The sequence below is a fragment of the Ectopseudomonas khazarica genome (assembly GCF_004521985.1).
Classification (GTDB): domain Bacteria; phylum Pseudomonadota; class Gammaproteobacteria; order Pseudomonadales; family Pseudomonadaceae; genus Aquipseudomonas; species Aquipseudomonas khazarica.
In genome coordinates this window covers 154062-166382 of the sequence record NZ_SBHZ01000009.1, presented here as the reverse complement: position 1 = coordinate 166382, position 12321 = coordinate 154062, and the positions used below count along the sequence as shown (strand labels likewise).

The 12321-nt window shown below is 58.1% G+C and carries 10 protein-coding genes; 3 read left to right on the top strand and 7 right to left on the bottom strand.

Translation table 11 applies throughout. The annotated features are described in order from the left end of the window. The first annotated feature begins 17 nt into the window (after positions 1–17). A complete protein-coding gene (locus EPK82_RS13840) occupies positions 18–1283 on the top strand; it encodes a lipopolysaccharide biosynthesis protein (protein WP_134676924.1) in 1266 nt (421 codons plus the stop codon). On the opposite strand, the gene EPK82_RS13835 is transcribed toward EPK82_RS13840, so the two are convergent. The 7 genes from EPK82_RS13835 to nadC form a co-directional block, all read right to left on the bottom strand. Further along, entirely contained in the window at positions 1269–2399 is a 1131-nt protein-coding gene (locus tag EPK82_RS13835; protein ID WP_134676923.1) for a glycosyltransferase family 4 protein, read from the bottom strand. The genes EPK82_RS13840 and EPK82_RS13835 overlap by 15 nt on opposite strands. A 4-nt stretch (positions 2400–2403) precedes the next feature. Next, on the bottom strand, positions 2404–3540 hold the full coding sequence (locus EPK82_RS13830; RefSeq protein ID WP_134676922.1) for a glycosyltransferase: 1137 nt from the start codon (positions 3538–3540) through the stop codon (positions 2404–2406). Then, positions 3537–4256 carry an FkbM family methyltransferase gene (locus EPK82_RS13825; RefSeq protein ID WP_167494353.1) on the bottom strand — a complete coding sequence of 240 codons (720 nt, stop codon included), beginning with the start codon at positions 4254–4256 and terminating at the stop codon, positions 3537–3539. The genes EPK82_RS13830 and EPK82_RS13825 overlap by 4 nt, the downstream gene beginning before the upstream one ends. Before the next feature lie 148 nt (positions 4257–4404). Beyond that, positions 4405–5205: a class I SAM-dependent methyltransferase gene (locus EPK82_RS13820; RefSeq protein ID WP_134676920.1), complete on the bottom strand. Its 801-nt coding sequence runs from the start codon at positions 5203–5205 to the stop codon at positions 4405–4407. Positions 5206–5320: 115 nt separating this feature from the next. After that, positions 5321–6430 carry a UDP-N-acetylglucosamine 2-epimerase gene (locus tag EPK82_RS13815; protein WP_167494352.1) on the bottom strand — a complete coding sequence of 370 codons (1110 nt, stop codon included), beginning with the start codon at positions 6428–6430 and terminating at the stop codon, positions 5321–5323. A 110-nt stretch (positions 6431–6540) separates the two neighbouring features. Then, a complete protein-coding gene (locus EPK82_RS13810; protein WP_134676918.1) occupies positions 6541–7851 on the bottom strand; it encodes a nucleotide sugar dehydrogenase in 1311 nt (436 codons plus the stop codon). A gap of 198 nt (positions 7852–8049) precedes the next feature. Continuing rightward, positions 8050–8898 carry a carboxylating nicotinate-nucleotide diphosphorylase gene (gene nadC, locus EPK82_RS13805; RefSeq protein WP_134676917.1) on the bottom strand — a complete coding sequence of 283 codons (849 nt, stop codon included), beginning with the start codon at positions 8896–8898 and terminating at the stop codon, positions 8050–8052. A gap of 375 nt (positions 8899–9273) precedes the next feature. Here nadC and EPK82_RS13800 point away from each other — a divergent pair, with 375 nt between their 5' ends. Together EPK82_RS13800 and ampD are read left to right on the top strand one after the other, a co-directional pair. Continuing rightward, positions 9274–11580, top strand: a complete 2307-nt coding sequence (locus EPK82_RS13800) for a DUF1631 domain-containing protein (protein WP_134676916.1) — start codon at positions 9274–9276, stop codon at positions 11578–11580. A gap of 191 nt (positions 11581–11771) precedes the next feature. Then, positions 11772–12320 (top strand): 1,6-anhydro-N-acetylmuramyl-L-alanine amidase AmpD, encoded by a 549-nt coding sequence (gene ampD, locus EPK82_RS13795; protein ID WP_134676915.1) that lies wholly within the window; start codon positions 11772–11774, stop codon positions 12318–12320. The last annotated feature ends 1 nt before the right edge of the window (position 12321 follow it).

Genomic DNA, 12321 nt, shown 5'->3' with positions numbered 1-12321 from the left:
GTAAAAGACAACTGACCATGTTCAAAGGCCCCATCGCTTTAGGCACCCTGCGCACCAGTGCTGTGTTGGGGGTGCGCCTGGTTGTGCAGGCCGGTACCTTGCTGCTGGTGGCCCGGATGCTTGGTCCTGAGCAATTTGGGGCCTTTGCAGGAGTTGCTGCACTGGCAGTGATGTTGGGAGCGCTGTCTACCTTTGGTACACACTTGGTGTTATTGGGCGCCCTGTCCAAAGACCCGGCTAGGCGTGCGCAGGTGTTGCCGTATGCCTTGCCGACCACTTTGCTATGTGGCGGCGCGCTGCTAATTGTCTTTGTACTGATTTGCACCCAGCTGCTGCATGCCAGTGGCGTGGGGTGGGGCGTGCTGCTGGCACTTGGCGTGGCAGAGATGCTGCTGATACCGTTGTCGGCGCTGGTGGTGATGGAGGTGCTGGCGGCCGAACATACGGCGCGTTCTCAGTTGCTGCAGACGCTACCGCTGGCGTTGCGCCTGGTGGCTGCCGCCCTGGTTGCCTGGTTGGCACCGGCAGACCCACTGACGGTCTATGGCTATGGCTATTGTGTGGCGACCGCGATTGGATTTCTGCTGGTGCTGGGCTGCCTCCCGCGACGCTGGCCACAGCTGCGCCTGTGGCGCCGACCCAGCGGGCCGGAGCTGCGTGAGGCGGCCAGTTATGCTGCACTCAACATTACGGCAACTGTGCCTGCGGAGTTGGACAAGACTCTGTCTATCAGACTGCTACCCTTGCCTGCTGCGGGCTTGTACGCCGCAGGGGCGCGCGTGGTGGGGGCAGTCACGTTGCCGGTGGTTGCCTTGATGTTGTCGGCATTGCCCCGCTTGTTTCGCGAAGGGCAGGACCAGCCGCAGCGTACCGCGCGCTTGTTACGGTGGATCTTCGGCGCTACAGCTATTTACGGTGTGGGACTGGCGGTAGCGCTGTGGTGGTGTGCTCCGCTATTTGCCTGGTTGCTTGGCGAAAAATACCAAGGGGTGGAGGAGGTGATTCGTTGGTTGTGTCTTGCCGTGCCCGGTATGACGCTCCGTATCGCGGCGGGCAACGCGCTGATGGCACTGAGTAAGCCTTGGATGAGGGTGAGGTTTGAGGTGGCAGGCCTGGTGGTATTGAGCGTGGCGGCCATCCTGTTGACGACCTATTGGGGCATGCGTGGCATGGCTTTGGCACTGGCATGTTCCGAATGGGCAATGGCGTTATTGGGTGGTTGGGTGGTGCTGCGGGTTCAACGAGGCGTCTCCCATAAAGACAGTAGATCAGTGCTCCCTTGAGTACGATTGCTCCAATCGTTCAAGCGCAGGTTCGAGTGCCTTCACCAGATCATTCCAGTTCAGTGCGGGGGAGGGCGACAGGCAGGGCGCGTCCAGTTGGTTCAGTACGGTCATCGCCAGTGCGTGTGGATTGTCCGGGGTGAACAATGCCTGGGGTGAGGATGCAAGTAGATGGGCCATTTCCCCAACGTTTGAAGCCACTATCGGTAGTCGGCAGGCCAGCATTTCGCTGGCTTTTTGCGGGAAGCAGTAACGCCCGAAAGGGGAGTCCTGTACGGTGATGACGCCAACGTCCAGTGCGCGAAATAGTGTAGCTACCTGCGTTTCAGCTAACTCGCCAAGGTAGTGAACGCGCGACCCGATCGGCAGCGGCAGGTTTTTTTCGCGTGGCCCGGCAAGTACCAGCTGCAGCTCAGGGCGTACCTGCTGTAGTTGCTGCCAGGCAGCGTAGAGGGTATCTATCCCTTTCATGCGCGAGAGGCCGCCGGCGGTGCCAATAAGCGGCGCTGTCAATGGCAACCCCAGCAGCTGGCGTGCGGCGCTGCGAGAGCCGGGGGCAAAGGTGCTGGCATTGATGCCGTTGGGCATGACCTGTACAGGGGCATGTGGTTTGTGGTCGCGCTGGATCTTCTCGCGCAGCGCCTGACTGACGGTAACGATCAGGTCGGCGTTGCGAATGGCGTATCTCAGAAGGCGGTGAAAGCCTGGAATACGTGCCTGCCCAAAGCTTTCGAAGTTGTCATACAGATCAATCGCACAGGGCAGGCCACGCTGCCGGCTTAACCAGACGCTCAGTGCAACGTGTGGAATGTCGGAGGCACCGATCAGTAGGTCAGGCCTGAAGGTGTCTAGTTGCTTGAGCAGATGCAGTGGGTAGGTCGGGAGATGCGCTACTCGCATCCCGCGTGTGGCGCGGGAGTTCCAGCACATTGCCTGGTTTGTTGTCAGGTCATGTTGCTGCTCCTCATCCCGGTAGCCGCGATAGTCAAGGCACCATGCCTGTACATCGTGCCCGAGCCGGTTCAACTGGCCTGGTAGTTCGTAGAGTCTACCGTAACGGTCATGGATCACGTCTTTGCCCGTGTAGTGGCGTTTGCAGAGAAAGGCGATGCGCATGCGGTTATTGCCGATTGGAGGTTTCTTGGATCAGGCGCAGGTAGGCGCTTGACGCGCGCTGTAGCGTGAAAGCATTCGCGCGTTGTATGAGTTCGGCAGCAGGTACATGAAATGCTTTGGACAGGCTCCGCTGAATGGCATGGCTCAGGGCCTCGGCCTGGCCGGTGGGAACAAGCTGGCCGTACTGACCGTGGCCAAGGATTTCAGCCGGGCCGTGGGGGCAATCTGTGGCGATGACCTGAACGCCGCAGGCCATGGCCTCCACCAGAACATTGCCAAAGCCTTCATAGTCGGAGGGCAGTATCAGAATGTCGGAGGCCTGAATCCAGGGCAGAGGGTTGGGGTGGTGGCCGACCAGTCGGCATGCATGGTGCAAGTCATTCTTTTCAATAAGCGCCAGAATCTGTTCTCGCTCTGGCCCGTCACCGAGGATCAGCAGGCGGGCGGCAATGTTCCGGGTGACCAAGGAAAAGGCTTCAAGTAGTAGATCGAGCCGTTTCACTTTGGCAAGGCGACCGCTGAAAACAAGGGTTGGCACCGAGGTATCGGGCCATGGCCACTGGATAGGTTTCTGCATCTGTTGTGCAAAGTCAGGCAGCACTACTGGGTTGTGAATGACGTGAATGGGGGCGCGCAGCTCCAGTGCGCGGCGCATATCGTCGGCCAGCGCGTCGCAGACAGCGACGAGAGCATCGGCTTTCGGCCACAGGGCGCGCATCATTCCGATCAATAGGCGGTGTTTGAGTCGCTGAAGACCGCTGGCTTTTTTCCATGGGGCAGACACAGACAAGTGCTGCGTACAAATCACCTTCATGCTTGGAAACAGCAGCGAGCGAAATAATAACAGCAGGCAGGCGACATCATTGGATGTAGTCATCACTACGTCGGGTTTGTGCTTGCGTAGTTGACGCAACAGGCCGGGAATGAACATCCACTTGTCGTTTGCGGCAATCTCCAGCGTAGGGATGCCTTCAGGTAGTAATGTCTCTGACCCGGGGGCGAATGTGCCAGAAACAATGGATACATCAATACCGGAGTTTTTCAGCTCCGGGGCAAGGTTGGCTTGTACACGCTCCAACCCACCCTGCTCAAATCGACTGAGCAGGAGCCATAGTTGCATGCGCTTTTGTGATGCAGTCATGTCGGAGTGCAGAACACGTTCTGGAAGCTGGTCAGATTGCTTGTGGTTAGCGGTGTCAGTGATCCATTCTTACCGATGCTCTGGAAGCGGTAGCCAAGCTCAGACAGGAAATCGAGGATATCGGTAGATGGATGGCCGGCACGGCTTGCGGAGAAGTCCTGGATTTCGACAATGAGGCGCGGCCTGAAGCGTAGCAACGTATCCCTTGCGCCATGCAGGCAGGCCAACTCGGCACCTTCAATATCGATCTTGATGAGATCAATGCGCTGGATTGAGGGGTGATTGGTGATCCAGTTGTCAAGGGTTGTCATCCTGATGTACTGCACCGGGCTTTCACCATTATTGCCGCCATAGAGGCTGCCTAGCCCGTTGTGATTGTCATCAGTTATTTGTCCGCATGACGCGTAGATCGGGCAGGCACTATCAGTTGCATCGCCTAGCGCTAGACGCTCGATATAAGTTTGTTTGAACTGATTGATCTCTACATGACGTTCAAGCTGTTGTGCGATATTTTCAATGGGCTCGAAGGCGAATACTTGGCCCTGCATGCCGACTCTCTTGCTGGCCAGCAGCGTGATCTCGCCGATGTTGGCTCCGATATCAAGAACGGTCATGCCGGATTGCAGGGTTTCATTTAGCAGATGGGCAATATCTTCGCTGTAGTAGCCCATCCAGAAAATGCGGCGCTGCATATGCTCGGACAGTTCAAGATCCATGGACAAGTCTCCATCGAAGTCATTCACTTGGACGCTTCCATGGGCATGACGAAACAGGCGGCGCAAGAGAGTTTTTGGTAACTTTGGACTGCCATTCGGAGATAAGCAGAATCCGATCTTGCGGAGTGCTAGGAAAATGACTTTATTGCTAGGCATGGCTGCTCTCGTTTTTTGTCATGACATAGATCAGGCAGGACGATCCGAGCGTGCGGGATAAGGCCTTCCTGCAGTTGATCGAAAGTTTTGCCCCGGTTGCATTTGCCATAGTGTAGAAAAGCCCGTTGCCTGAGACTGTGTGAACGTTGAAATTATTCGATCGAAATTTTCCAAGCCAGTAGATTTTGGAAAAATAGTAGGTTTCGGTCAGTGTATTTCCGCGCTCACCGTGTCGGAGTGGAAATAGTGTTCCAAGCCACTCACGCCTAGATTGAGGGGTGCGTGGTACATCGCCGGCTTCTGCGGCGTTTTGGGTCAATGCCATGAGGCGTGATGTGACCCTGCGCATTAGCCATATGTAGTGCGCAAGAATGCTCCATAGGCGGCATGCAGGGGACGGGATCAGGTGGATAGCCATGCCGCCAGGCTTAAGTGTTCGATAGGTTTCACTCAAGAGTTTGTCGATGCTCACGACATGCTCAAGAACGTTTGAGCTGAAAATGACATCGTATGTTTCATCCGCAAAAGGTAGGTTTTCCCCGTCGTATTCATCGATGTGGAATTGGCGTGCGTCTTTGTAGCTGCTGCTTGGCAAATCAAGGGCTGATACTTTATAGCCAAGATCACTTATGTGTCGTGCCTGCTGGCCAGTGCCAGCCCCTAGCTCCAGCACACGGCACGGTTGCCCACTCGAGAGTTGTGGGAAGTATTCAAGTGCAGAATCAAGCTCATGCTTTCTGACATGTTTCAGTGACTGCATGTGTGTTTGATTTGGCAGGGTGCTCTTCTTCATTTGCTAATCCGGCCTCCCTGTGGCGCCTGGCTATTTCAGTCTTCTTGGTGGGGTGCTTTGTGTATTAAAAAGTGTTGAGGCTAAAGAGGCGAAGGCCAGTCAAGGATTTTGGTGTCTATGGCGTTCTTGTTAAATAATCAATTATATGACTGGAGGGGTGTTTGAAGTGTGTGTCGTCGTTTTCTAAGTCAAGTGCCCGATATTCTTTTCTTTTGATGTAATTGAACACGCCGGCGGAGAGCTCACCCTCCATGATCGCATTCTTGCCAAGCCCGTCACTGCGCTCCGTCGCTTGTCGCATCACGATAGTCGGAACGCCAAGCGCAGCTAATTCTTCCTGATTAGATCCGCCATCTGTAAGAACGCATGCCGATTCGGCCGCCAAACGGAGAAACTCGCTGTAACCTAGGCGTGGAAGTAATTTGATGCCTTTATGTTCTTCTAGGCGCTTGGAAAGCCCTGTTTTATCCAGGCGCTTGCGTGTTGCTGGGTGTAAGACAAAATAAATTGTATGTGTGTCTGCGATCTCTTCTAGTAGTTCTACTAGTTTCGATAGTCTCTTGGTGTCATAGATGTTTTGGAAACGATGCAGGGAAGCGACAATGTGATTTGACTCTTGGGGACGAGTGACACGACTAACGCCGGTTAATCTTATTGCATCTAATATTGTGTTTCCGTTCGTATTTATCGCCTGGCAATTTGGATATTTTAGCCTCATGTGCTGTTCTGTTTCTGAATTAGGGCACATGGCGATGTTGCTCAATCGGAAGACAATGCGTCGAGAGATTTCCTCTGGAAAGGGATCGAGTATATGTTTTGATGTTAGGCCGCTCTCCAGGTGTACGACTGACGCGCCTAGCTGACGTCCTGCCAGGGCCCCAAGTACTGTGGAAAGGGTGTCGCCATGTACCAGAATATTGATATGTTTAGGTTTGAGTTTTATGGACTTGAGCTGCTTAATAATTCCCATATAGGCGCGTGGCAGCCATGTGATCAGGGAAAGCACGGTGGCATGCTCTTTTGCGGTGGTCGCAGCGGTTTGTTCTGTTTCTATCCCGAACTCCGCCAGCAAGTCCTGCATGGTTTCTAGATGCTGCCCGGTCATCAGTAAGGTGCACGGCAAATTTTGTTGCTCGCATTCGACGATTACTGGTGCAACTTTAATAAGCTGCGCTCGGGTGCCGATAATAAATACGAAGTGCTTTTGATCTTTGTTTTGTGCCACAAGTGTCTCCGAGGGGCAGGAGGTTAGTGGGGCGAGGCAACGATTAATCAGAGTCAGGGCAAGTGGTGGTCTGTCTGCTGTTTTCAGTTTTCCGCAGAGCATCTCCAGGTTCACGCTGAAATGATATGGGGCGAGCGCGGTAATCGTCCCCGCGTATCCACGATCACGCGTGCCTGGTTTTGCAGGAGTTCGTAGTCGAATCCGTCATGGTCGGTGGTTAGGATCACACAGTCATAGCGTGCTAGGGTTTGTGCATTCAGTAGTACGGACTTCAGGTCGAAGTGATAATCCCTCTTCTTGGGGAAGCACGGGATATGCGGGTCGGCGTAGTCGACCAATGCGCCTTTGCCTTGCAGGAGTTCCATTATCTCCACGGCCGGCGATTCGCGGCTGTCGTCGATGTTCTTCTTGTAGGCCAGGCCCAGCACCAGAATGCGGCTGCCTTTGACTGCCTTGCCATGGTCGTTGAGGGCGTCTGCGGTTTTCTGTACGACCCAGTGCGGCATGTAATGGTTGATCTCACCGGCCAGTTCGATGAAGCGAGTGTTGATGCCGTATTCCTTGGCCTTCCAGGTCAGATAGAAAGGGTCGATGGGGATGCAGTGACCGCCGAGACCCGGACCCGGTTGGTAAGGCGTGAAGCCGAAGGGCTTGGTTGCCGCAGCGCGAATGACTTCGTGTATATCGATGCCCATCTTGTCGGCGACGATCTTCATCTCGTTGACCAGGCCAATGTTCACCGAGCGATGGATGTTCTCTAGCAGCTTGGTCATCTCTGCTGTACGCGTGCTGCTCACCGGAACCAGGGTGCGAATGGCACGGCGATAGATGGCCTGGCCAAGTTCCAGGCAGCTTGGTGTCATGCCGCCAATTACCTTGGGGATGTCATGGGTGCCGTAGCGGGTATTGCCGGGGTCTTCGCGTTCTGGGGAAAACACCAGAGCGCAATTTTCACCAGGAATGAAGCCGTGGTTGGCCAGGCGTGGGGCCAGCACTTCGTCCGTGGTACCTGGCCAGGTAGTGCTTTCCAGGCTCAGCAGTTGGCCAGGGCGAAAGTGGGGGAGTATCGACTCTACGGTGTTGATGACGAAACTGAGGTCTGGCTCGCGATGGCTGTTCAGCGGCGTTGGTACGCAGATGATCAGAGCATCCGCCTCGGCTGTGCGCGCAAAGTCTGTCGTGGCCTCAAGCCCCTGAGTCAGGGCTTTGTCGATGCACTGTGGCGTCAATCGCTCGATGTAGCTGTGCCCACTATTCAGGAGATCTACCTTGCGAGCATCTATGTCGAAGCCGATAACTTTCACGCCGACTTCGCAGAAGCGCAGCGCCAGGGGCAGACCGACATAGCCGAGGCCATATATGCCGACAACCGCAGTTCCTGAATTGATTCGTTCTTGCAGGGAAAATAGTGCTTCGTTCACTGTGCTGCTCGACTGCGTGAGGGCTTCATGGAGCCATCATGCCAGAAGGGATAAGGAGGAGGCAGTGTGCTCAATCACGCTTGCGAGTGTGGTCGCAAGGCGCAGAGCTTGTTGTCGATGATTCGGCGCGGAGTGTCCAGTGCATTGCCATGTTGAGTGGTGTTGTACGTTGCCGCGGGGGTAAGGCGCGCTGGATATCTACAGCGCCAACCGCATCGACAAATCCACCGCCTTCACATCCTTGGTCAGCGTCCCCAGCGAGATGTAATCCACACCGGTTTCCGCGATCACGCGCAGGGTGCTGTCGGTGATGCCGCCCGAGGCTTCGAGTTTCGCGCGGCCGGCGGTGAGTTTCACCGCTTCGCGCATGTCCTCCAGTGACAGCTCGTCGAGCATGACGATGTCGGCGCCCGCGTCGAGGGCTTCGCGCAGTTCTTCCAGGCTTTCCACTTCTATCTCCACCGGCTTGCCCGGGGCGATCTGGTGGGCGGCGTTCACCGCCTGGGCGATGCCGCCGCAGGCGGCGATGTGGTTTTCCTTGATCAGGAAGGCGTCATACAGGCCAATGCGGTGGTTGTGGCAGCCGCCGCAGGTCACCGCATACTTCTGGGCCAGGCGCAGGCCGGGAAGGGTCTTGCGGGTGTCCAGCAGTTTCACCCGGGTGCCTTCGACCAGGTCGGCGTAGTGGCTGCAGCGGGTCGCCACTGCCGACAGGGTCTGCAGGAAGTTGAGAGCGGCGCGCTCTCCGCTGAGCAGCGCGCGTGCCGGGCCCTCCAGGCTGAACAGGGTCTGCTCGGCTTGGGCGCACTCGCCGTCCTGCACGTGCCAGTGCACCGTGACCCGCGGATCGACCTGGCGAAAGACCGCATCGACCCACGCCGTGCCGCAGATGGTCGCTGCTTCGCGGGTGATCACGCGGGCGCTGGCCAGCCGCTCCGCCGGAATCAGCTGGGCCGTGATGTCCCCGCTGCCGATGTCTTCGGCCAGGGCGCGGCGGACATTGGCTTCGATTTCGCTGCTGAGGTCGGCGAGGGTCAGGTTGGGCATGATCGGCTCCGGAGTAGGCGAGGGGCGATTATAGAGGCAGGACGGCATCGGGCTACAGCGCTCGCGGGCATCGCTTCGATCCACGGGCGACGAGCAGAGCTCTGCCCGACCGCCGGTGCGGCGTCACGCGGCTGTCAGCGTTAGTCTGTAGGCTCCACGGTCGTCGGGTACTGGCTACCGTCTGGAGGTGGCGTGTGGCTATCTGTGACCTGCATCATGTCTGTAGGAAAAATTGGCTTGGTATGGCTCGCAGCCTCCCTATAATGCCTTTACATTTTTCATTATTGACGCCAGGCCTTTGACGTTAGGGATGACGCTCGGTTGACGCTGTGCAGACCAGGAAGCCCGGGTTCGGGCAGTCTGCGGGAGACTAGAATGAAGACCGACGCGAATGTGGTGCACCTGAACAAGGCCACCGCAGAGCAATCGCCAACTTCGCCGGTAGGAAGACTGCCCGTGGCGCTGATTCAGGTGCGTGACAAAGCCGCGCAACAGCTCAAGCAGAATCTGCAGAGTCTGTTCGACAACGCCGACGATACCCTCTTCGAGATGGCGGATCGGGCGACCAGCAATGCCGAGCAGAATGCCTTCTTCGAGGCCATGCGCGACCTGCGTCTCAAGCGCAAGACCATCGAGCGTGGTTTCCTGCAGAAGGTGTTCGAGTCTTTCGCCAATCTCAACCAGTACGAGATCGGCAAGCCGCAGCCTGCCCTGGATACGGTGTCCTTCGACAGCCTCAGCCTGGTGCAGAACGACGAACTGGAAGAAACCGTGGCACTGGACGCCATGGTGGCCAAGGTCATGAGTCGTGACGCCGCAGCGCTGGGGCATCTCACCACACGTCTCAACGCGGTGATCAGCAAGAAGCTGGATGACAAGAGCAACCCGCTCGGTCCGACCCTGCTCAGCGAATACTTCCTCGATGCCTGCAGCGGCCTGGGTGTCGAGATCAAGGTCAAGCTGATCATCCTCAAGCTGTTCGAGAAGTACGTCCTGGGCAGCTGCGACAATCTCTATGCCGAGGCCAACCAGGCGCTGGTCAGTGCCGGCGTATTGCCCGAGCTGAAATCCGCGCCACCGCGCCGCCAGTCGCGCCCGGCCGCCTCCACTTACGTGCAGTCCTCTGCCGAGGAAGGCATGCCGCTGCTCGAGGGGGCCGACCAGGGCGTGCAGGAAGTCTTCGGCGCGCTGCAGGACCTGTTGTCCCAGGTGCGTGGCAGCGCGATGCCGCGCCGCGCCCAGGTAGCCGATGCGCTGCCCATCACCAGCAACGATCTGATGCGCCTGCTCTCGCACATGCAGCAGCGCACGCCGGCGCAGATCAACCTCGACGATTTTGACCTGCGCAACCAGCTCGAGCACCTGCTCGAGCGTGCCAGTGCCAAGAGTGGCAAGGCGCGTGTGGTCGGTGAAGTCGACGAGGACGTGATCAACCTTGTGTCGATGCTGTTCGAGTTCATTCTTGACGACCGCACCCTGCCGGATTCGCTCAAGGCGCTGATCGGCCGCCTGCAGATCCCGATGCTCAAGGTCGCGGTGCTGGACAAGACCTTCTTCAGTCGTGGCAGCCACCCGGCTCGTCGCCTGCTCAACGAAATTGCCTCTGCGGCATTGGGCTGGGGCGAGCAGGACGATGCTCAGCGCGACAGCCTGTATCAGAAGATCGAACAGGTGGTGCAGCGTCTGCTGAACGACTTCGTCGATGATCCGGCGATTTTCTCCGAGCTGCTCGCTGACTTCATGGCCTTCACGGGCGATGAGCGTCGCCGCAGCGAGTTGCTCGAACAACGCACCCGTGATGCCGAGGAAGGCAGCGCCAAGGCCGAGCTCGCCCGCCGTCAGGTCGAACAGGCATTGAACGAGCGCCTGCTGGGCAAGACGCTGCCCGAGGTGGTGGTGCGTTTGCTGCAGGAAGCCTGGAGCAAGGTGCTGATGCTCACCTGCCTCAAGCATGGCGTGGAATCGCCGGAGTGGCAGGCTGCCCTGCAGACCATGGATGATCTGGTCTGGAGCGTTGCGCCGCACGAGGATCCGGAAGCCCGTCTGCAGCTGCTGGAGCTGGTCCCGGGCCTGCTCAAGGCTTTGCGCGAAGGCATGGCCAGCGCAGCCTTCGATCCGTTCTCCACCAGCGAGTTCTTCAGCCAGCTGGAAGTGCTGCATGTGCAGGCCTTCCAGCGCTTCAAGCGCGCCGCTGCCGAGGCCGAGGTCACGCCCGAGCAGGCCGAGGCCGTGCAGGCTGACGGCGGCGAGGGTGACCTCGAACTGCCGCTGCTGGAGTTGCCCGCCGAGGAAGCGGTGGTCGAGGACGCACCGGCGATGGTCGAGGTGGTCGAGGAAATCATCCTGCTGGCTCCAGGGCAGACCCGCCCGCAGGAGCCGGAAGTGATGTTGCCGGACGACGACGAGGCGCTGCTGCAGGTAGACAGCCTGCGTGTGGGCAGCTGGGTCGAGTTCCAGGAAGACGAGGAGCACAAGCTGCGTTGCAAGCTGGCGGCCATCATCAAACCGACCGGCAAGTATGTGTTCGTCAACCGCACCGGCATGAAGGTGCTGGAGAAGAGCCGCAACTCGCTGGCCGTGGAGTTCCGCCGCAACGCCATTCGCCTGCTCGACGATGCGCTGCTGTTCGATCGCGCGCTGGAGTCGGTGATCGGCAACCTGCGCAAGCTTAAGAACGCCTGATCGATCGCCTGGGCGTGCGCTGTCCTCAGGGCACGCGCGCGCCTCCGGCGTGAGGCACTGCATGCCTCGTCCTGTGCCTGAGGGCGCACGACCCATTCGACATTTCCTGTCCCGCGCACATCCTGTTGCCGTCTCGTGCTTGGCCGTCCGGGTTGGCTGCTCTAGAGTGATGGCTCGCTCAGGAGTGTCACATGCAGCTCGACCCCTCAACCGGCTGGTTTCAGGGCATTCGTCATTGCCCATCACCCAACTTCAACGCCCGTCCCGACGGCGAGATCTCGTTGCTCGTGGTGCACAACATCAGCCTGCCGCCTGGACAGTTCGGTACCGGCAGGGTGCAGGCGTTCTTCCAGAACCGCCTGGCGACGGATGAGCACCCCTTCTTCTCCGAAATTGCCGACCTGCAGGTCTCTGCGCATTTCTTCATCGAGCGTGATGGCTCGCTGACGCAATTCGTCTCCTGCCTGGATCGCGCCTGGCATGCCGGTGTTTCCCGCTTCGATGGACGGGACAACTGCAATGATTTTTCGCTAGGTGTGGAGATGGAGGGGACCGATGACCAGCCCTACACTGACAGTCAGTACGCAAGGCTGACCGAGCTGACGCGCCAGTTGCTGGACGCCTACCCGGCCATCTCGACCCAGCGCATTCGCGGGCACTGCGACATCGCGCCGGGACGCAAGACCGATCCGGGCCCCGCATTCGACTGGTCACGCCTGTACGCCACATTGAAGGATTGAG

What these genes read in the sequence shown, in the direction of transcription:
- EPK82_RS13840 (WP_134676924.1), top strand. Translation starts at nt 18, where the DNA reads ATGTTCAAAGGCCCCATCGCTTTAGGCACCCTGCGCACCAGTGCTGTG.
- EPK82_RS13835 (WP_134676923.1), bottom strand. Translation starts at nt 2,399, where the DNA reads ATGCGCATCGCCTTTCTCTGCAAACGCCACTACACGGGCAAAGACGTG.
- EPK82_RS13830 (WP_134676922.1), bottom strand. Translation starts at nt 3,540, where the DNA reads ATGACTGCATCACAAAAGCGCATGCAACTATGGCTCCTGCTCAGTCGA.
- EPK82_RS13825 (WP_167494353.1), bottom strand. Translation starts at nt 4,256, where the DNA reads ATGGATCTTGAACTGTCCGAGCATATGCAGCGCCGCATTTTCTGGATG.
- EPK82_RS13820 (WP_134676920.1), bottom strand. Translation starts at nt 5,205, where the DNA reads ATGAAGAAGAGCACCCTGCCAAATCAAACACACATGCAGTCACTGAAA.
- nadC (WP_134676917.1), bottom strand. Translation starts at nt 8,898, where the DNA reads ATGCCCAACCTGACCCTCGCCGACCTCAGCAGCGAAATCGAAGCCAAT.
- EPK82_RS13800 (WP_134676916.1), top strand. Translation starts at nt 9,274, where the DNA reads ATGAAGACCGACGCGAATGTGGTGCACCTGAACAAGGCCACCGCAGAG.
- ampD (WP_134676915.1), top strand. Translation starts at nt 11,772, where the DNA reads ATGCAGCTCGACCCCTCAACCGGCTGGTTTCAGGGCATTCGTCATTGC.